Source organism: Sphaerisporangium album, from assembly GCF_003323745.1.
In the GTDB taxonomy this organism is placed as follows: Bacteria; Actinomycetota; Actinomycetes; order Streptosporangiales; family Streptosporangiaceae; genus Sphaerisporangium; species Sphaerisporangium album.
Genome location: NZ_QOIL01000004.1, coordinates 238,422 through 256,374, shown reverse-complemented (window position 1 = coordinate 256,374; position 17,953 = coordinate 238,422). Strand labels below are relative to the sequence as shown.

Genomic DNA, 17,953 nt, shown 5'->3' with positions numbered 1-17,953 from the left:
ATCTTTAATGGGCCAGGAGCGAGGAAGGATCGTCCTGTGGACGACAAGTGGCATGAGTGGAAGGCCAGCATCGACACCACCAGGCCGAGCATCGCTCGCGCCTACGACGTCGTCCTCAACGGCAAGGACAACTTCGAGGTAGACCGCGCCTTCGTCGCCGAGATCGTGAAGGTGGTCCCCGAGATCTACGACGTGGCGACCTACAACCGCGAGATCCTGGGCCGAGGGGTCCGATTCATGGCCGGTCAGGGCATCACGCAGTTCATCGACCTCGGCTCCGGACTGCCGACCGTGGAGAACACCCATCACGTCGCGCAACGGGCGAATCCCGAGTCCCGGGTCGTCTACGTCGACAACGACCCGATGGTGCTGGCCCACGGCAGGGCACTGCTGGCGGAGGACGACCGTACGGCCGTCCTCACCACCGACCTTCGCGATCCGTCGGCGATCCTCGCGGACCCGGCCGTCAGAAAGCTCATCGACTTCGACCGGCCGGTGGGCGTGATGCTGGTAGGCATCCTGCACCACCTGCACGACGACGAGGACCCGAGAGGGATCATCGAGAGGTACATGGCAGCGGTCCCCTCTGGCAGTTACCTCTTCGTCACCCACTTCTGCGACTCCAGCCAGGACGCCCGCGACGCCGAGAAGAAGTTCCTCGCGCTGCTCGGCACGGGCCGCTTCCGCACCCCCGAGGAGATCACCGCCTTCTTCGACGGCTTCGAGCTCCTGGATCCGGGCGTCGTACCACTTCCCCTTTGGCGACCGGACGGCCCCACCCCCAAGGACCTGACCGTGGGCCAGCGACTCATGTACGGCGGCCTCGCCCGCAAGCCTTAGCCCGCCGTCCCCTCTTCTCCCTTGGGCAGGCTGGAACTCACTCACCACGAGGGCACGTCCGATCTCGGCCTCTGGGCCGTCCGTGGGACGGCCCTGATCGGCAAGTGCTCAGCAGGTGCGGCGGACGTGTCCGCCGCTGCCGATGGGAGAGACGTCCACGTCGCGGCGGACGATGCTCGGCGTCGCGTCCTTTCTGAGCCGACTCATAGGAATCTCAGAGATCCGCACAAGCCTCCCGTGCCAGCCTCACACGCACAGCGAATCAAGTGAGGGATGGTACTTCGGTGAGATCACCCAAGATCACGTTGGCACTGGCCGCCCTGGCCGCATGCGCTTCGCTCGCCGCCTGCGGGTCGTCGTCCGACCAGGCGTCCGCCCCCACAGCGGCGGCCACGGACACGGCGGCGAACGGTGCAAGCCAGGCAGGGAAGGTCTCGGCCAACAAGGCGAGCGAGAGCGAGATCGCCGCAGCGCTCAAGGGGGCGGGCGTCAGCAATCCCGACCGCTGGGCGCGTGAAGTCGTGGAATACCGGCCCTACGACGCCGGCGACACGAATTTGAACGCCCTGCGCCAGAACCTCGCCAAGTACAACCCCGGCGAAGACACGGTCAACAAGATCGTCTCCGCCCTCACCCCATGACCACGACCCAAGCCCGCCATCGCCACCTGGACATCGGCAGCGGCCGCCTCATTCAGCTCGGGCTCGTGGCGCTGACCGTGATCGGGATTCTGGGCGCCGCCTTCGAACTCGCCACCGAACGTCACTGGAAAAGCACTGAGCAACTGATTCCGTGGGGAGCGCTCGCCCTGCTGGGGATCGCCGCGCTACTCATGCTCTTCCGGCACTCCCCCAAATTGGTCACGACGGTCCGGCTGATCGCCGTGGCCGTGCTGCTGGCGTCGGCATTCGGCATCTACGAACACATCGCGGCGAACTACGACGCCGGCCTCCTCGACCAGCGCTACGCGGCGACGTGGGAGACCCTCCCTGTACTTTCCCGCTGGTGGTACGCCCTGACCAAGACAGTAGGCCCCGCCCCGCCCCTGGCCCCAGGAATGCTCGGCCAGTCAGCCCTGCTGCTCCTCCTCGCCACCTTCGCCCGCCGCACCCGCGCCAGATGAGGCCATGCGGGCCCGGCCCGTCGATGCCGGCGACTTTCCGGCGTGCCTCGGCATGCGATGGGTGCTTCGACGCGCGTCGACAACGCGATCACTTCTCGAACACCAGTATGATGCCACGGTCCAGACAGACGGTGATCCACCTGGAAAGGGCTGCACGTGGCGCAGAAGGTGATACTGGTTGACGACCTCGACCAATCCGAGAGCGATGACGTGGCGAGACGGGAGTTCCCGCTGCTGAACCGGACCTTCGCCATCGACCTGTCCGACGCCAACCAGCAGCGGCTGAGCGAGGCTCTCGCGTTCATCGAACAGGTCCTGGAGAGCTCCCGCGAGGTGAAGCAGGCGACACGGTCCAAGAAGGCCGCCGATCCGTCCCCCCGACTGCAGGGCTACACCCTCACCGACGTTCGCGAATGGGCACGCGAGCAAGGGCTGGAGGCACCCGCCCGCGGAAAGATCGCCGACGAACTCCTCGAGAAGTTCATCGCTGCCCATCCCGGCGCAGACTCCACGCACCCGGCGCCGGACGAACAGCCGGGCGAAGAAACCGAAAACGACACGAAGCCGAACGCCGGCACCTGAGCCGACCTGCGGCTCGAAATGACGGCCCCGGCTCGGAGTCGTGCTCCCGACAGGGCGGCCGCCACTCCGGACACGCCCGGGCCCGGCCGTCCATGCCCCGAGCGACGAAGAGAGTGGGCGTCAGAGGCCCCAAGGTGGCCACCGGGTCCTCCTCGGGGCCGCCAACTCTAGATCAGGCCGCCGCACCCACCGCGTCAGGCGGCGCGTTAGCAGACCCGTTCGGACAGCAGGGCCGGCGGCGGCGCTCGACTCGTTCGGCCGCGGGTTCGGGCCGGGTGGTAGGACGCCGTGGCGGTCGAAAAGTGTCGTCCCGAAATGCCAAACTCCCCCGCATGGGCATTGACGAGTACTGGAGCCTGGTCGAACGTTCGCGCGTCCATGCCTCCGACCTCGACGGCCGGGCCGAATGGCTCGTGACCGAGCTGGCGCGAGGGGCCACGGACGAGATCGTGGCCTTCCGGTTGTGCCATGCCGAGGTGAAGAAGGCGGCGGACACGTGGCCGATGTGGGGCGCCGCCTACCTCGTCAACGAGGGTTGGTGCTCCGACGACGTCTTCTGGTATTTCCAGTCGTGGCTGATCGGTCTCGGCCGTGAGGCGTACGAGCGGGTGACCGTCGACCCCGACGCCCTGGTCGACGTCCCCGAGATCCAGCGCCTCGCGTCCGACGATGACCAGGCGGAGCCGCCCGAGTGGGAGATCCTCGACTACGTGGCCGACGACGCGTACGAGCGGGCGACCGGGGAGAAGGACGGCCTCTGGCGCGTCCTGGAAGAGCGTGGCATCGACCTGCCCGTCAACCCGGCCCCCGACGACGACGGCGTCGACGAAGGCCAGGCCCAGCGCGCCCGCAGCCTCCCCCGCCTCAGCCAAGCCTTCCCTCCAGCGGACACGACCGAAGGCGCTCTCTCGATGGAGGACGTCCTCGACAGACACCTGGCCAAGGTGGGCATGACACGTGAGCGGTTCCTCGCAGACCTGCCCGGAGACGATGGGCCATCCGCCGATCCCGCACACGAACCCGCCGCGGCGGAGGGCCACCGCTCTCCTCGGTCCACTTGAGTTCTCCGGAAAGCCATCGGCCGGCCTCGGATCGCCGTGTGAATCCGGGCTCGGCTGCTGCCTGATCAAGGTCTGGGCCACCTTCCCGGACAGCGAGTACAGCAAGAGCTACATATCCGACTGCCTGCAGCTTGTCCTGAGCCGCCTGTAGGTTCATGCCAACTGTGTTGGGGGGAGCTTCTTCTGGGCTCCCGCCGGCTTGTCCGCCGGTGGCTTGGTTGCGGCCTCGGTGACGGTAGCCGCCGGCGCTGGCTCGGTGGCCGTGACCGTCACAACTGGTGCGGTGGTGCCGGTACCCCCACCGCACCCGGTAAGCATGGTGAGTACAGCCGCGCCGAAGTAATGCGAAGCCCGCATGGGCGATCGCTCCTTTGTGCGAGGGATGGGGCCAGAACGGGACGGCCGACCACTACGACGGGCTTACCGCCAGACCACGTTCGGTTGGTACGCCAGGCGGCGCAGAGTCGCGCTTGCTCGTAGAGGTACGAGTGGGCGACCGCTGCCCCCAACGCTTTGGCGGACGGTTTAGCCTGTCGCCTGGCCGGTCAGGACATGGGCAAAGGCCGCCTACGCTTCCACCAGCCGGAAAAGATCGATTTCCACTACGAGGTGCGCATGGTCGCCAGGGACGCGACGAGCGCGCCGAGGATGGCGACCGCGTAGCAGGCGGTGGCCAGCGCCACGGCCTGGGTGCGACGGGTAGCGGGTCCCGGGGGGGTCGAGGCGCTGCATCGGCCCGGCCCCCACAGGGTGAGCGGACCGCCGTTGGCGGCCCGCTCAGCTGGCCGGGACCCGGGTCAGCCGTTCGCCGCGGTGAACGCGGCCGCTCCGCCGACGAGCGGCAGCGTGACCGTGCTCTTCGTCGTGTCGAGGTACAGCGTCGTGCCGGGGGTGGGCCGGATGGTGTACTCGTAGTCGCTCGACAGCAGCACGATGGCGATGCGGTGTCCCGCCTGGAACACGTAGTCATGCGGCTGCATGTCGAAGTCGAGGCGGTACGGGCTGCCCGGCTTGACCGGCTCGGTCTTCGAGATCGACTTGCGGTTCTGCGGATCCACCCAGCCCCGGGTGACGATCTTCGCCTTGCCGTTCTGGTCGTAGTCGACGAGCAGCGCCGTGACGTTCGCGGCCGGCCGGTCGTAGCTCATCCGCAGCGACACCTGCGGCGTGCCACTGAGCCGGACCGCACCGGTCAGCGTCCCGGACTTGTAGGCAAGGCGGTTCGGTGACGTCACGGTGTCGGCGAGAGTCTGCGCCCGCTTGGACGCGTCGTCGACGATCGTCTCCGTCACCGGCTTGCCCAGGCGGGTCTTGTCGCCAGTGAGGACACCGGAGGCCCCGTCCGTGCTGGGCGCCAGGTTGAGCTCGGTGGCCGCCGCGGCCGGTTCCGGCCACTCCGCGTACTCCACGAGCGTCCTGTCCTCACGCTGGATCAGCGCCCGCGGGTCGTTCTCCACCCCATTCTCGTAACCCCACAGATAGCGGGTGAACCAGCGGTTGAGCACGTTGACGCTGGGCGAGCCGCCGTGCCCGCCCTGGTGCAGATAGATCTTGTGCGGCACTCCGCGCGCCTTGAGCGCTTCGTACCACTGCGCGGCGTGCTTGGTCTTGACGTTCCAGTCGTTGAGCCCGTGCGCGACCAGCACCGCGGCGTGGACCTTGCCGACGTCGTTCATGTAGTTGCGCTCGTCCCAGAAGGCGTTGTAGTCGCCGGTGACCCGGTCCTGCGCCTTCGCGAGCTCCTCGATGACGCTCCGGCAGACCTGCCTGTCCGCGCGGGTGTAGACGTACTCCCCGAGCACGTCGGTGTCCTCGCCCTGGTAGCCGCCGGGTGCGACCACGGCGCCGTTGGCACGGTAGTAGTCGTACCAGCTGGAGATCGCCGAGATCGGCACGATGGCCTCCAGACCATCGACGCCGGTGCTCGCGACCGCGTTGGGCAGGGTGCCGTTGTACGAGGTACCGATCATGCCGACCTTGCCGGTCGTCCAGGGCGCCTTGACCTCCCCGCCGGTGGCGTTGTAAGCCCTGGCGCGACCGTTCAGCCAGTCCACGACCGACTTCGCGCCGATGGTCTCGTTACGCCCGCCGGTGGTCGGGCAGCCGTCGGACTTGCCGCTGCCCAGCGACTCGGCATGTACCACCGCGAAACCGCGAGGTAGCCAGTTGGACTCGTGGCTGGTGCTGATGGCGGGCTGCGGGCCGGTACCGACCGCGGCCTCGTCGGCGTCGGCCGCGACGGCCAGCCGCTCGTCGGTCGCCGGGTTCCTCACCGAACCACCGCGGTTCTGCCAGCCCTTGCCCGGGCGGACCGCCTCGTTGAGGTCGTGGTCGACGTTGTGGTTCGTGATCGGGTTGCCGCCCGCGTAATAGGGGCTGACCTCGTACACGACGGGCGACTTCAGGCCGGCCGTCTCGGTCTCCCTGAGCCGGGTGACCTCGGCGTGTACCCGGTCGTTCCGTCCGTCGCCGTCACTGTCGACCGGGGTCTCGATCCACACCTCCTCGCGGATCCAGTCGTTGCGATTGGACGAGAACACCGGCTGGGCCATGCCGTCCTGGATGACCGGTCCGACGGGGGCCGCCGCGTCGGCGGTGGCCGAGGTCGTGGCGACACCGGCGAGGGTCATGGTGGCGGCGAGACCCAGAGCCGCGGCGCCGCGGCGGACTGATCCCGGACTACGGAAAGCGGTTGGGGCCACATGGCCCATCCCCTGGCGCGGCAAAGACATCGGCAAACCTTCCCGAACGATCAACTGAGAAGCGGAAAAACACCGCCTAACAGGTCAAGGGACCGGAAAGGCGTCCCGAGAAGGATCTATGTTCGCGGAATGTCTTACGATGGCTGCTTTGTCTCAATTACATCTCGATCACGGCATTTCCGGCACGCTCTCCGGCGTTCCGCCCGGTTTCCTCTTCATCTGGACCCGGTTGCCGATGTGAATACCTGCGCACCTTCAGCGGACGATAGGAGGCCGCCATCTCCGAGGTGGGTGCTCACTCGGCCCCGCCGCCGCTTTGTCCACAGGAAAGCCCGGGAGTAGGAGGCCTGCCACAGCCGCGACACAGCTAGCTCGATGGAGCCGCCCCGATCCCAGACCACTCACGACTGGACAGCGGATCTTTCCCACTTCGGTCAGACGGGCAGGTCCCAGCTCGGCCCGTCGGGTTCGCCCAGCCAGACGTACTGACGGTCCCCGGTGACGGTGAGCCCGTACGCGGACTGGTGCGGAGAGCCGGCGCTCTGCCAGACCAGGATGGCGTCTTCAACCGCGTCCCACAGCCGCAGCGGCCCGCGCTGGCGGACCGTCCAGCCGCCTGCTGGATCGGGCCCGGTGACGGCCTGCGAACCGGTGGCCACATCCCACAGGATGACCTCGTCACCCCCTCCCAGCCGCATCGCCGACGGCGCGGCGAGCTGTGCCACGAACAGCCCGGCCGGACTGTCCAGGACCCGCGGATCCACCCGGCTCTCCCCCACCTCCCCGCTCGCCAGGTAAGGAGAGGCCACCGGCGGCGGACCGTGGGGGCGGGCGGTCATGAAGTAGATATCGTCCTCAAGGAACCGGCCGCTCGCCGTACCGTCGTCACCGAGCGTGAGATGCGCGAAGGCGGCCCCGCGCATCCACCCGATCAGCGGAGCGGTGATCGTGCCACCGTCGCGGACCTGCCACATCCACGGCATCGGAACGTAGCGCACCGAGCAGGTGGCGATCAGCCGGCCGTACTCGGCGTTCTTGTCATAGCCCGCGAGACCGTCACCTGTCACGAGCGTGGGCATGTACCCGACGGCGGTGAGCGCGTCGCGAGCCCGGTCAGCCACGGCCGGGTCGTACTCGATCGACGTCACGCCCTTGTCAGCGAGCCGGTGACACATCAGCGCAGTCGAGTAGCCGGTGCCGGTGCCGACCTCCAGCACCTTGTCGCTGTCGGAGATCTGCGCGGCCTCCAGCATCAGCACCACCAGGCCGGGCATCGTCGACGAGGACGTGGGCATTCCCGTGATGGTGCCGCGCGCACCCTCGACCGAGTTCCCGTCGATCTGCGTCACCCAGGTCTCGTTCCGGTACGCCAGCTCCAGCCACTCGTCTTCGGTGACCTCATCGCGGTGAATCACCTTCCATCGGTCGCCGTACTCGGTGGCCCCGGCGATCGCCGAGCCGAGAAATCGTTCCCGCGCCACGGACTCGACCGCATCCCGCCAGCCCGGGCCGCGAAGGGATCCCGCCTGGGCGAGCTGGTCGGCGAGGGCGCTGCGGAGCCGTACGGCTTCATGAACAGTCACTTGGGCTCCTCCAGAAGCAGGTCGGCGATGGCGGCGGCGATGGGCAACCCGGTGGCGTCTTCCAACCAGGCCCACTGCCCGTTGGGATTGCACTCCAGGAATACCGGAACACCGTCGCCGGTAAGCGCGAAATCAAATGCGCCGAAGCGCAGACCGAGCGCACCGACGTAGGCGACACAACCCTCGGCGAGACCGGGAGGAGGCTCGATCACCGTGTACGAGAGCCGGTCGTAGTCCCGCCGCCAGTCAAGCAGGTCGGAATCGAGCCGGACACAGAACACCCGCTCCGCCACAACGGTCACCCGAAGGTCGGCTGCCTTGTCGACACGGGCTTGGAACAGGTGCGCGGCACCACCGATGCTGTCGTCCAGGTCACCGGACTGGACCTGAGCCGTCCAGATAGTGGTGGGCTCCCCGTTGGGACCGGTGTACGGGGTGGCTCGCAGTGGCTTGTAGACGACGGGGCCGTGCTCGGCCGCGAACGCGCGGGCGTCGTCCAGCCGGTTGGTGATCAGAGTCGCGGGCACCCCGAATCCGATCCGGCGCGCGGTGGCGAGCTGGAGCGGCTTGTGCTCGGCCGCCGCGACCGCCCACGGGTGGCTGACGTATGAGCAAGGCAAGGCCGCGAGGATTCCGCCTACCCCGAAGCGGGACTGTGTCCCGACGAACCGCTCGACCTGCGACGGGCGGTCGGGCAGGTAAGGCGTCGGCCGCCGGTAGTAGACGGCCCGCACCTGCTCCAGGACGATCCGCCGGGATCGTGTGGTCAGGACACCGCGCGGGAGGACTTCTCCGAACCATGCCGACAACTCGGCGTCGGTGGGGAAGTCGGCGCCGGGATCGAACCGCGCCACGAGTGCTTCACGCTCGTTCAGATGCTTGATGACCATGTCCGCTGTCGGATCGTCCAGGCAGGTGAGTACAAGGATCACGGGGACGGCCGTCAGTCGTTGTCGTAGTCGGTGACCGTGGTCTGGTCCGAAGGCTGAGGGTCCTTCCCATCTCCGCTGCCGCCCGTCCGCTGCGTTTTGCTGGTCTGCTTGTTGGTACCGTGCTTGCCGGCCTCGACGACCTGACCGGTCGTCGTATCGCGGTAGAGCCCGGTCTGGGTGACCGGGTCGAGTTCGACGCTGTACGGCGCGGCGGTCGGGGACGTGAACGGGGCTGATCGAGTGAGGCCCCACGGTTGCCTGGACAAGTTGTTCATGAATGTGTCCTTTCTCTGGGACGTCCCAGGAATTGGGGGGTTCATATTCGCCTGAACCACGCGCTCCACCAATTTCGGAGTAACAGTGGCTGTTGTTGCCACGCAGGCATTCATGGAATCAGCCACATTACGGGCAGTGAAGTACAAGCGCCCGAACGGATGGAGGGGCGGGAGCGCCTGGCCTGACGTTAGGAAGGCCTCTACCTGCGGCTCAACAAGTTTGAGCGTCTTTGCGGAACAGCCCGTGCGGCGGGCAACGGCACCAGCACGCCGCGCAAACTCGCGCAAACTCCTTGAGGCGGTAACGCACAGCACACAAACTCGGTGGCGTAGTCATCCGCTCCCTATCGGAGGAGAGGTCCCCATGACGCTACGTTTCCTCGGCAAGGACACCATCGACGGAGGTTCGCCGACGCTGTTCGACGACGGCGACAGATACGTGCTCCAAGGCTGGATCGTCACCGATCCGGCCGTGCTCAGCGAGGTCGCCCTCGCCGACCATGAGACCCTCGTCGAGGTACCGAAGGAGCTGATGACGTTCCTGCCGGAGGGCGCGATCGTCCCTCCGGGATCGCCCCTGGTGCTCGATCGCGGCGAAACATACGTGTTCCGAGGGCCACTCATCACCGACCCTGCCGTGCTCGCACAACTGGACATGCCCAGCCATGAGACAGTGATCGAGATCCCGAAGACCGCGCTGGAGGTGACCAGTGGCCTGGAGCGCCGGAGCGCCGACGTTTGACCAGTGGACCGCGCTGTTCCGCTCGTGCGAGCGGTCGGCCGTCCACCTGGAGATGCGTGACCTGTACGCCGTATCCGCCGAGGACCCGATGTTCTCGGCGTGGAAGGCGGGCCACCGCTACGACCCGGTTGACGAAAAGTCGTGGTGGCGGCCGTGGCTCAGCCTGATGAGGGAAACGACCGGCAGAGGTGTGGAGGTCAGGCGGGCCCGGATCGTGTCAGAGCCGGTGACCGAGTACATCCGCTTCGAGTACGACGTCTCCTTCACCAACCTGCTAGCGGGCGAACAGGGACGATGGCTTCCTCGGCGCCTCGCGTCCGGCATCGCCTTGCCCGGCAACGACTTCTGGTTATTCGACGGAGACCGGGTGCAGTTCAACCACTTCACCGGAGAAGGCGACTGGGCTGGAGTGGAGTGGTGCGAAGATCCCGACGTGGTGAAATTGTGCGCGGCCGCGTTCGACGCGGTGTGGGCGGTGGGAATCGAACACGGCGATTACACGCCCTTCTGATCCCTGCCCCTGTCCGCACATCCAGTAAGCAGCAACATGCCATCGCCGTCACACGCCGTCGCGCAGGCCAAACAGGCCCTGGGTGCCCGCCTGCGGGAGATCCGCCTCGTCGCGGGGCTCACCGGGCGGGATCTCGGCGACCTGACAGGATGGCACTCCTCGAAGGTGTCGAGGATCGAGCACGGCCGGCAGACGCCGTCGGACAATGACATCAGCACTTGGTGCCGGCACTGCGGAGCTGACGACCAGGCCGGTGAGCTGGTCGCATCGCTACGCACGATCGACGAGATGTACGTCGAATGGCGGCGAATGCAGCGCACCGGCCTGCAGCGACTCCAGCAGGCCGCGGTCCCGCTGTACGAACGGACCACCTGCTTCCGCGTCTACGAACCGTCGCTGATCCCTGGGCTGTTCCAGACGGCCGAGTACGCGCTTGCTCTTATGCGTGCCGTCGTCGCGTTCCGGGAGATCCCCGACGACAGCGCCCAAGCAGTCGAGGCCCGGTTGCAGCGGCAGAAGGTCCTTGAGTCCAGTGACCGCCGCTGTGTGGTCATCCTGGAGGAAGCGGCGTTACGGAACCGAATAGGAGACGTCGAGGTGATGGCCGGCCAACTCGGTCGCTTGCTCACCGTGGCGCTCCGCCCCAACATCAGCTTGGGGATCATCCCGATCCGAGACCGTGCCATGTGGCCGACCAACGGATTCTGGATCTTCGACAAGGAACGGGTCCTGGTGGAGACCTTGTCCGCGGAACTGACCGTGCTCCAACCCCGCGAGGTCGCCCTGTACGCCAAGGCGTTCACCGAGCTCGCCGACCTGGCATCGTACGGCGCGGCAGCACGAACCCTAATCGCCTCAGCCATCGCCGCCCTGGACACATGACAGTTTGCCAACGTGTTCGGCTCTACCATCGCCGAGGCCTCCAACCGCGTCCTGCTGGACAGACTGAGGAGCAGAGAGCCACATGGAGAGAACGACGGCAGTTGCGTCGGAGGCCGACTCGACCCAGAGGTCCCCGCCCGAGGCAAGATCGCCGACGAGCTCCTCGCCTCCCACCTCGACGCCAACTCCATGCAGTCACCCCGACAGGGCCGCCGCCACGCCGGCCACCCGCGCTCCGCAGCCATCCCGCCAGTCCCATCGGATGAGCACCGCAGCCTTCATCATCAATACGCGGAAATGTCCTACCAAGCCGCCAAACTTTCGGTATGGACACCGAGGACTACTGGGGCCTGATCGAACGCTCCGGCATGCACGCCACTGACCTGGACACCCGGGCCACGTGGCTCGTGAACAAGTTGAGCGGTATGTCGCGAGCCGACATCGTCGAGTTCAAGCTCCGTCACGCGGAAGTGAAAAGGGCTGCCGACACCTGGCCGATGTGGGGCGCCGCCTATCTCATATGCGAAGGCTGGTGCTCCGAAGACGCCTTCTGGTATTTCCAATCCTGGCTCATCGGCCTGGACAGGGAGACCTACGAAAGAGCAACCGCCGACCCCGACACCCTGGCCGACGCGTCACAGATCCAGCGCCTCACCACCGACGACGCAGATATGGAACCACCGGAGTGGGAACTCCTCGATTACGTAGCCGACCAGGCCTACGAGCGGGCGACCGGCGAGGAAGACGGCTTGAACCACATCCTCAAAGCACGAGGCGTCATGCTCCCCGTCAATCCAGAACCACCAGAAGACGGCCTCGACGAAGGCCAAGCCGAACGAGCGCGCAGGCTCCCACGGCTGATGGAAACCTTCCCGCCGGCGGAGACCCTCCCAGATGCCCTCTCAATGGAGGACATCCTGGACCGCCACCTCGCAAGAGAAGGGAAGACAAGAGAGGAATTCTTCCCCCACCTCCCCACAGACCAAGAGCCCTGAGGCCATCCTGAAGCCGTCCACCTTCCCATGGTCACATCCTTCCGTCTGTTCCAGTCGCCGTGGAGGATGGGCTGAGCGCCCTCGACCACGCCGCGAAGACGGCCGCCGTGCGGCGGGAGTGTCCGGCCCAGGGTTGATCTGCCGGAGGGCATAGAAAGTCTTTGTGTCCTGGCCTGCGCACATGCGGCAAATCACTCACCGATCCCCCCGATCCTGGACACTCCCCGGCGGACCAGGCGTCCTGCACCGTCCCCCGTGTCCTTTCGCGCGCTATTCGCCGTACTTCTTGGCGTAGAGCGTGATTAGTGTGTCAGTTGGAAGCTTCTGGCCTGCGCCCGGCGTCTGCTGGGTCACGACCCAGTTCCGGTCGAGCACTTGGAATCGGCCCTGTCCGGTAGCGTCCTTGTCGTTGAGGACGTAGAACCCTGTTGCCTGCAGCTTGTCCTGGGCCGCCTGTAGGTTCATACCGACCACGTTGGGGAGGACCTTCCGCTGAACTCTCGCCGGCTTGGCCACCGGTGTCTCCGTTGCGACTTCAGTGACGGTCACCGCCGGGGCGGGCTCGGTAGCAGTGACCGTCACGACTGGTGCCGCAGTGCCGCTTTGTGCACCACACCCGGTAAGCCCAGCGAGTACGGTAGCGGCGAGAAAACAGGAAACCCTCACGGGCATCGCTCCTTTAATAAGGGACGGACCAGATGAGAGACGGCTGACCAATGCGACGGGGTTACCGCTGAACGACTTTCAGTTGGTACACCAGGCCCAGCAGCCCGAGCTCGCTGACCTGGCAGCGTACGACGCGGCAGCACGAACGCTGATGGCCTCAGCCATAGCCGCCCTGGACACGTGACACTGCCAACGTGTTCGGCTCTACCATCGCCGAGGCCTCCAGCCATGTCCTGCGGGGCCTCCTGGGCTTAAAGGAGCAGACCCTCCGCAGCCGCCAGCTGGTCACCCAGTCGTGACCTCGCAGCGAGCCCGACCTGACCCGGCACCAATGCTGCGGCTATCTATGCAGGGCCATGAAGTACCTCCAAACGGAATGCTTCAACGCCTCAGCGTCGTCGCACATCATGGTGTCGAGCCAGACGGGCGATCGTTACCGGTCGTCTTATCCGGCGGCCAGATCCGGGCGTCACGCGTCCCGGCGTCCCCTCGGCGCTGCTCCTCGAACCCAAGGATCATTGCCAGCGCCGCGTGGGCATTCACCGTGATCAAGACGCTCGCATCTCCGGCCGCGTCAACGAACGGCGAGACGACCGGGGAGGCGGGAATCCCACGGCGGCCGAGCCACTCCTGCATGCGCCTGCGCAGCTCGGCGGCAAGGCGGAGCGCCTGGCGATCACGATTGGTGAGGTGACACATCCGGCCGCCTCCGTTCAGCTCTCGCCGATGAGCAGCAGGTCGACCCACGTCTCGGGCAGCTTCTCGTCCACGTCGAACCACACGGCCATGCCGTCGCCGCGCCGCCGGGTGATGCCCCACTGCTTGGCCAGCGCATCGACCAGACGCATGCCCCGTCCGCTCTCGGCGCCCTGATCGTCCCGCAGCAGTCGCGGCAGGCCGTTGTGCCCCTCGTCCATGACCTTGATGTGCAGGTCCTCGGTGAACGTCCGGACGATGGCCAGGGTGAAGAAGGACGATCCGCTGTACCGGACGGAGTTCGAGGACAGCTCGGACACCAGCAGGACCGCGATCTCCGCGGCCGGGTGATCGAGAAGCGTCTGCTGCGTGACCCACCTCGCCTGCGACACCTGATCGCCGGTCGCCCGGAACGTCTCCCGCCGAAACGTCCGCACCCGCAGCGCCTCGCCCGCCACCGGCGGATTCGGCACCAGACTCCACCCACTCGGCGACCCGATCAACTCCCCCACCGCGACGTGCCCCTCCACGGCCCCCGCCTGGTCCATGGTCATCGCCCAGCACCTCCAGATCCGCGATTTTGCTGCGCTAGCAGCAGGTTCGATGGCAAGCTCTACCGAGCGTGACTGCTTGATTACTAACACGCAACCGCTATTCAAAAAATTCTGAGAAATCACACCGGATCTCGAGCGAGGAACGCACACCGCGACACGTGCCACCCGACGTATCAAATGCACCAAATCACCCCTAACAGCGAAAGGGCCAAATGAAATGCCGCAACGGACGAACCCCACCATCCGGCATCGCAGACTCGCCACCGAGTTGGAGCGTCTGCGCGATGCGGCCGGTTTCTCCAGGGAAGAGATCGCCGAACGACTCGACTGGCACGCGACGAAGGTGTGGCGGGTCGAGAGCGCGCGCTCCGGTATCAGCGTCGGCGACCTTCGGGACCTGCTCGACCTCTATGAGGTACAGGGGGCACGCCGCGAGGCACTCCTCGCACTGGCCCGACACAGCCGACAGAAGGGCTGGTGGACCGAGTACCGCGATGTCCTCACCGGCTCCTACCTTGACCTGGAGGCTCAAGCCTCCACGATCAGGAACTTCGAGCCACAAATCATCCCAGGGCTCCTCCAGACCGAGGCGTACGCCCGAACCGTGATCCGCGCCACGCTCATAACGGACCCCAAAGAGGTCAGGCGACGCACCGAGGCTCGCATGGCACGGCAACAGTTGCTCACACGAGACGGCGATGGCCCGACGCTGTGGGTCATACTCGACGAGGTAGCCATCCGGCGCCCTGTGGGCGACGGTGACACGATGCGCGAACAGTTGCAGCGGCTCATCGAAATGAGCGAGCATCCGCGAGTCACCATGCAGGTCATCCGCACCTCGGCCGGCGCCCACCCCGGCCTATCCGGTCCATTCGTCATCCTCGACTTCCCGACGCCGCAGTTCTTCGCCCCGATCATCTACCTGGAGACCGCGGCGACCGGGCTGTATCTGGAGGAGACGGAAGAAGTAATGCAATATACGCTGATGTTCGACCACCTACGGGCAATCGCCCTCAGCCCAGCGGAGTCTGTCAGGTTCATCCAATCGGTCCAGTCCGGCTTCAGGAGCGAAGAATGATCGATCGTCACGACGTCGACGTGTCACACATCGATTGGCGTAAGAGCAGCTACAGCACTGGCCAGGGCGAAAACTGCGTAGAGGTCGCCCGAATGGACTCACACGTCGCAGTACGCGATTCCAAATGCCCCGACGGCCCCATCGTCATCTTGCGCCACCAGGAGTGGAACGCCTTTCTAGCGAAGATCAGATGACGACACAGTTCTGGACCTGCGTTCTCGACTGGTCATCCTCACACGGCGACCTCGACCCGCCCGTGTGCGTAGTCCAGGCGGAGGACCCCGACTCCGCCACCGACCAGGCGATTTCCTTGACCAGCGACCATTTCGTCGGCATCGACAGCGACTGGAAAAGTGCAGATGACGTCGCAGAGCAGATCTTCCCCATCGTCACATTCCATGGCGATATATCTGGCCTGATCGCCTCACCAGGCCACTACATACTCCGCGGACCAGGCCTGTAGATCTTCTCACGCGATCCAACGGCTCCACCCCCCCACACCCCCTGGCCGAGTCGACGAAGACCCAGTCGATGAGGTCCGACCAAGGCCAGCCCTCAGATCCGGTACAAGATCGCGCTCGTCGCAGCCAGACCGCGAAGGAGCTTCATCACTTGTGTGCCGAGTCTGTCCGACGGATGCTTTGCACCTGATCGGCGATGCGGCCAGCCGCATCCTTGGGATTCTCGTGCTCCCACACTCGGATCACGTGCCACCCGGCCTCCGTCAACTTCTGGTCGGTCTCGGCGTCGCGCTCCCGATTGCGGACGACCTTCTCCGCCCAGTAGGCCGAGTTGGTCGCCGACTTCGTGTGATGATCAGGGCACCCATGCCAAAAGCATCCATCCAGGAAGACCGCCAGCTTCGCCTTGGTGAACACCAGATCGGCGGTGCGCCGGACCTTCGGCAGCGGACGGACCGAGACACGATACCGAAGACCGAGGGCGTGTACCGCACGTCGCAAGGCGAGTTCGGGCTTGGTGTCCCTCCCCTTGTTCGCCTGCATGCTCTTACGCACGCCTTCGCTGGACGCGCCCACTGGTCTTGCGACTGCCATATCTCCACCGTATGAACACCCGAGGCCGTACAAGACCACAAGATTACGCAGCGAGGCGATCAAGCGTATCCGTTCCAGTCGATCTTCAGGAGAAGGCGGAGGAGTCGCCGATGATACGGGGGTGACAGTTTGGACATCAGCGCAGCGTTGGGTGGCCAGGCCGCCGGTCCGGAGAAGCCCGGCTTCGACTTGATCATGCTCGTCGGCAATGAACCTGCATGCAGAGAAGCCGGGCGCGCTCTCGTGAAGGGCCTCCGTACTGGCTTGAGATGCAAGTCGACCAGCCATGCAGCGCACTGTGCGAGACCACTGCTACCAGAGCGACTCCTGATACGCTCAGTTACGCCCGCTACGCTCGGTGCCGCCTGGCCAGCTTGCTCTCTCTGGGACAACTAATCCGGAACTGTGGCAACATCGTCCCGAACGACAGACCCCTGGAGATCAAGTGCACCCCGTCAAGATTGTTGACTTGTTCGCCGGCCCCGGCGGACTAGACGTGGCAGCGGAGAAGCTCGGTGTCGCGACGGTGGGTGTGGAGTGGGATGCCTCAGCTTGTATGACCCGCCGAGCCGCCGGCCTTGCCACTGTAGAAGGCGACGTACGCCGCTATGGCCCTTCTGACTTCCCTGAAGCGGATGTACTGGCGGGCGGACCACCGTGTCAAACCTTCACCGTCGCCGGCATGGGAGCCGGCCGCAGGGCACTCGATGAAGTGCTCCGCTTCGTCAAGCGTATGGTCGCTCGCGAGGACCGAGAAGAGATTGATCGGGATCTCTCGAAACTGGAGGACGAGCGGACCGGCTTGGTTCTGGAGCCCCTCCGCTGGGCCCTTCAAGCAATCGACAAGAGGAACACCCCGTACCGGGCGATCGTTCTCGAACAGGTCCCCGCAGTACTTCCGGTATGGGAGGCGTACGCGGCGGCCTTGGATGATGAAGGCTATTCCGTGGACTGTGGCATCCTCCGCATGGAGGAATACGGCGTTCCACAGACCCGTAGGCGAGCGGTACTGATAGCTCGCAGGCGTGATGAAGGCGAAAAGGTGACCTTGCCTCAGCCTACGCATCGCCCCTACCGAAAGGGCGTCCCTCGCGACGCCGGTGATCAAGTACGTCTGCCATGGAAGACGATGGCAGACGTACTTGATCGACGGTCGCCGTTCTACGTGATCTCAAACTACGGTACCGGCGGGGATCCTAAGGCTCGCGGCCGTCGCGCCTCTTCGGAACCCTCAGCCACGGTAACCGGTAAGATCTTCCGCAACCGTGTCGTATCCCCGGACGGCGCCGAGATGGAGCGCTTTTCCCTCGCTGAAGCGGGCCGCCTTCAGACTTTTCCTGCTGACTATCCATGGTCGGGACGAGATGTAGGTCAGCAGATCGGGAACGCCGTTCCACCGCGGCTGGCCATGCACATTCTCTCTGCGGCATTCGGTTGGAAGCCCCCCGAGGAGGGGCAGTTGCAGAGTCTTACAACGTGGGGAGCCGTGAGAGCTTCAGAGCCGGCATCTCTTGACTCCACCGGCAAGACATTCGTGAATCACGTCTGATCTCAGCTCTACTTTTCAGGCCCTCCGGGAAGCAAGAAGGTGAGTTACGCCGTACTCTTCCAAACACAGAACCATACGGCCCCCGCGCCGGCAAACGGGTCCATTGAGAACCACCGGCACGGAGGAC

21 protein-coding genes are annotated in these 17,953 nt (G+C 65.7%); 13 read left to right on the top strand and 8 right to left on the bottom strand.

Translation table 11 applies throughout. The features are described 5' to 3' along the window. The first annotated feature begins 36 nt into the window (after nt 1–36). The 5 genes from DQ384_RS08855 (at nt 37) to DQ384_RS41150 (ending at nt 3,606) form a co-directional block, all read left to right on the top strand. Nucleotides 37–840, top strand: a complete 804-nt coding sequence (locus DQ384_RS08855) for an SAM-dependent methyltransferase (protein ID WP_245966325.1) — start codon at nt 37–39, stop codon at nt 838–840. 284 nt (nt 841–1,124) lie between these two features. Next, nucleotides 1,125–1,481: a hypothetical protein gene (locus DQ384_RS08850; RefSeq protein ID WP_114028225.1), complete on the top strand. Its 357-nt coding sequence runs from the start codon at nt 1,125–1,127 to the stop codon at nt 1,479–1,481. Continuing rightward, nucleotides 1,478–1,963 (top strand): hypothetical protein, encoded by a 486-nt coding sequence (locus DQ384_RS08845; RefSeq protein ID WP_220182849.1) that lies wholly within the window; start codon nt 1,478–1,480, stop codon nt 1,961–1,963. The genes DQ384_RS08850 and DQ384_RS08845 overlap by 4 nt, the downstream gene beginning before the upstream one ends. A 156-nt stretch (nt 1,964–2,119) precedes the next feature. Then, the gene (locus DQ384_RS08840; protein WP_114028224.1) at nt 2,120–2,545 is read left to right on the top strand and encodes a histone-like nucleoid-structuring protein Lsr2; all 426 of its coding nucleotides are present in this window, start codon (nt 2,120–2,122) and stop codon (nt 2,543–2,545) included. A gap of 332 nt (nt 2,546–2,877) precedes the next feature. Next, nucleotides 2,878–3,606: a DUF4240 domain-containing protein gene (locus DQ384_RS41150; RefSeq protein WP_181871107.1), complete on the top strand. Its 729-nt coding sequence runs from the start codon at nt 2,878–2,880 to the stop codon at nt 3,604–3,606. Between the two features lie 797 nt (nt 3,607–4,403). Here DQ384_RS41150 and DQ384_RS08830 read toward each other — a convergent pair. The 4 genes from DQ384_RS08830 to tgmA form a co-directional block, all read right to left on the bottom strand. Next, on the bottom strand, nt 4,404–6,236 hold the full coding sequence (locus DQ384_RS08830) for a Xaa-Pro dipeptidyl-peptidase (protein ID WP_220182848.1): 1,833 nt from the start codon (nt 6,234–6,236) through the stop codon (nt 4,404–4,406). A 506-nt stretch (nt 6,237–6,742) separates the two neighbouring features. Next, nucleotides 6,743–7,891, bottom strand: coding sequence for an ATP-grasp peptide maturase system methyltransferase (tgmC, locus tag DQ384_RS08825; RefSeq protein ID WP_181871106.1), 1,149 nt, complete (start codon nt 7,889–7,891; stop codon nt 6,743–6,745). Continuing rightward, nucleotides 7,888–8,823 (bottom strand): ATP-grasp ribosomal peptide maturase, encoded by a 936-nt coding sequence (gene tgmB / locus DQ384_RS08820; RefSeq protein ID WP_220182847.1) that lies wholly within the window; start codon nt 8,821–8,823, stop codon nt 7,888–7,890. The genes tgmC and tgmB overlap by 4 nt, the downstream gene beginning before the upstream one ends. Nucleotides 8,824–8,834: 11 nt before the next feature. Then, the gene (gene tgmA / locus DQ384_RS08815; protein ID WP_114028220.1) at nt 8,835–9,098 is read right to left on the bottom strand and encodes a putative ATP-grasp-modified RiPP; all 264 of its coding nucleotides are present in this window, start codon (nt 9,096–9,098) and stop codon (nt 8,835–8,837) included. Nucleotides 9,099–9,462: 364 nt separating this feature from the next. Here tgmA and DQ384_RS41145 point away from each other — a divergent pair, with 364 nt between their 5' ends. From DQ384_RS41145 to DQ384_RS08795, 4 genes are all read left to right on the top strand, one after another. Beyond that, nucleotides 9,463–9,840, top strand: a complete 378-nt coding sequence (locus DQ384_RS41145) for a hypothetical protein (protein ID WP_181871105.1) — start codon at nt 9,463–9,465, stop codon at nt 9,838–9,840. Further along, nucleotides 9,809–10,351: a DUF6879 family protein gene (locus tag DQ384_RS08805; protein WP_342769385.1), complete on the top strand. Its 543-nt coding sequence runs from the start codon at nt 9,809–9,811 to the stop codon at nt 10,349–10,351. The genes DQ384_RS41145 and DQ384_RS08805 overlap by 32 nt, the downstream gene beginning before the upstream one ends. Nucleotides 10,352–10,387: 36 nt before the next feature. Further along, nucleotides 10,388–11,233: a helix-turn-helix domain-containing protein gene (locus tag DQ384_RS08800; protein ID WP_114028219.1), complete on the top strand. Its 846-nt coding sequence runs from the start codon at nt 10,388–10,390 to the stop codon at nt 11,231–11,233. A gap of 326 nt (nt 11,234–11,559) precedes the next feature. Beyond that, the gene (locus DQ384_RS08795) at nt 11,560–12,228 is read left to right on the top strand and encodes a DUF4240 domain-containing protein (protein ID WP_114028218.1); all 669 of its coding nucleotides are present in this window, start codon (nt 11,560–11,562) and stop codon (nt 12,226–12,228) included. Nucleotides 12,229–12,498: 270 nt separating this feature from the next. Here DQ384_RS08795 and DQ384_RS42095 read toward each other — a convergent pair whose 3' ends face one another. The 3 genes from DQ384_RS42095 to DQ384_RS08780 all read right to left on the bottom strand — a co-directional run bounded on the left by DQ384_RS42095 (nt 12,499) and on the right by DQ384_RS08780 (nt 14,144). Beyond that, complete coding sequence (locus tag DQ384_RS42095; RefSeq protein ID WP_220182845.1) at nt 12,499–12,744, bottom strand: PASTA domain-containing protein; 246 nt, start codon at nt 12,742–12,744, stop codon at nt 12,499–12,501. 555 nt (nt 12,745–13,299) lie between these two features. Then, complete coding sequence (locus DQ384_RS08785) at nt 13,300–13,593, bottom strand: hypothetical protein (protein WP_114028216.1); 294 nt, start codon at nt 13,591–13,593, stop codon at nt 13,300–13,302. A 14-nt stretch (nt 13,594–13,607) separates the two neighbouring features. Continuing rightward, nucleotides 13,608–14,144 carry an ATP-binding protein gene (locus tag DQ384_RS08780; RefSeq protein WP_114028215.1) on the bottom strand — a complete coding sequence of 179 codons (537 nt, stop codon included), beginning with the start codon at nt 14,142–14,144 and terminating at the stop codon, nt 13,608–13,610. A 217-nt stretch (nt 14,145–14,361) separates the two neighbouring features. Here DQ384_RS08780 and DQ384_RS08775 point away from each other — a divergent pair, with 217 nt between their 5' ends. Genes DQ384_RS08775 through DQ384_RS08765 form a run of 3 tightly spaced genes read left to right on the top strand, consistent with a single transcriptional unit; the run spans nt 14,362 to nt 15,685 of the window. Continuing rightward, on the top strand, nt 14,362–15,222 hold the full coding sequence (locus tag DQ384_RS08775) for a helix-turn-helix domain-containing protein (protein WP_114028214.1): 861 nt from the start codon (nt 14,362–14,364) through the stop codon (nt 15,220–15,222). Further along, a complete protein-coding gene (locus DQ384_RS43940) occupies nt 15,219–15,416 on the top strand; it encodes a DUF397 domain-containing protein (protein WP_114028213.1) in 198 nt (65 codons plus the stop codon). The genes DQ384_RS08775 and DQ384_RS43940 overlap by 4 nt, the downstream gene beginning before the upstream one ends. Next, entirely contained in the window at nt 15,413–15,685 is a 273-nt protein-coding gene (locus DQ384_RS08765; RefSeq protein ID WP_114028212.1) for a hypothetical protein, read from the top strand. Before DQ384_RS43940 ends, DQ384_RS08765 begins: the two co-directional genes overlap by 4 nt. Nucleotides 15,686–15,830: 145 nt before the next feature. Here the strand turns inward: DQ384_RS08765 and DQ384_RS08760 are convergent, their stop codons facing one another. Further along, nucleotides 15,831–16,277: a very short patch repair endonuclease gene (locus tag DQ384_RS08760; RefSeq protein ID WP_114028211.1), complete on the bottom strand. Its 447-nt coding sequence runs from the start codon at nt 16,275–16,277 to the stop codon at nt 15,831–15,833. A 445-nt stretch (nt 16,278–16,722) separates the two neighbouring features. Here DQ384_RS08760 and DQ384_RS08755 point away from each other — a divergent pair, with 445 nt between their 5' ends. After that, the gene (locus tag DQ384_RS08755) at nt 16,723–17,826 is read left to right on the top strand and encodes a DNA cytosine methyltransferase (RefSeq protein ID WP_114028210.1); all 1,104 of its coding nucleotides are present in this window, start codon (nt 16,723–16,725) and stop codon (nt 17,824–17,826) included. Nucleotides 17,827–17,953: the final 127 nt, after the last annotated feature.

Excerpts from the sequence above, each read along its gene's own strand:
- DQ384_RS08845 (WP_220182849.1), top strand. The coding sequence starts at position 1,478 with ATGACCACGACCCAAGCCCGCCATCGCCACCTGGACATCGGCAGCGGC.
- DQ384_RS41150 (WP_181871107.1), top strand. The coding sequence starts at position 2,878 with ATGGGCATTGACGAGTACTGGAGCCTGGTCGAACGTTCGCGCGTCCAT.
- DQ384_RS08830 (WP_220182848.1), bottom strand. The coding sequence starts at position 6,236 with ATGACCCTCGCCGGTGTCGCCACGACCTCGGCCACCGCCGACGCGGCG.
- tgmA (WP_114028220.1), bottom strand. The coding sequence starts at position 9,098 with ATGAACAACTTGTCCAGGCAACCGTGGGGCCTCACTCGATCAGCCCCG.
- DQ384_RS41145 (WP_181871105.1), top strand. The coding sequence starts at position 9,463 with ATGACGCTACGTTTCCTCGGCAAGGACACCATCGACGGAGGTTCGCCG.
- DQ384_RS08800 (WP_114028219.1), top strand. The coding sequence starts at position 10,388 with ATGCCATCGCCGTCACACGCCGTCGCGCAGGCCAAACAGGCCCTGGGT.
- DQ384_RS08795 (WP_114028218.1), top strand. The coding sequence starts at position 11,560 with ATGGACACCGAGGACTACTGGGGCCTGATCGAACGCTCCGGCATGCAC.
- DQ384_RS08785 (WP_114028216.1), bottom strand. The coding sequence starts at position 13,593 with ATGTGTCACCTCACCAATCGTGATCGCCAGGCGCTCCGCCTTGCCGCC.
- DQ384_RS08780 (WP_114028215.1), bottom strand. The coding sequence starts at position 14,144 with ATGACCATGGACCAGGCGGGGGCCGTGGAGGGGCACGTCGCGGTGGGG.
- DQ384_RS08775 (WP_114028214.1), top strand. The coding sequence starts at position 14,362 with ATGCCGCAACGGACGAACCCCACCATCCGGCATCGCAGACTCGCCACC.
- DQ384_RS43940 (WP_114028213.1), top strand. The coding sequence starts at position 15,219 with ATGATCGATCGTCACGACGTCGACGTGTCACACATCGATTGGCGTAAG.
- DQ384_RS08765 (WP_114028212.1), top strand. The coding sequence starts at position 15,413 with ATGACGACACAGTTCTGGACCTGCGTTCTCGACTGGTCATCCTCACAC.
- DQ384_RS08760 (WP_114028211.1), bottom strand. The coding sequence starts at position 16,277 with ATGGCAGTCGCAAGACCAGTGGGCGCGTCCAGCGAAGGCGTGCGTAAG.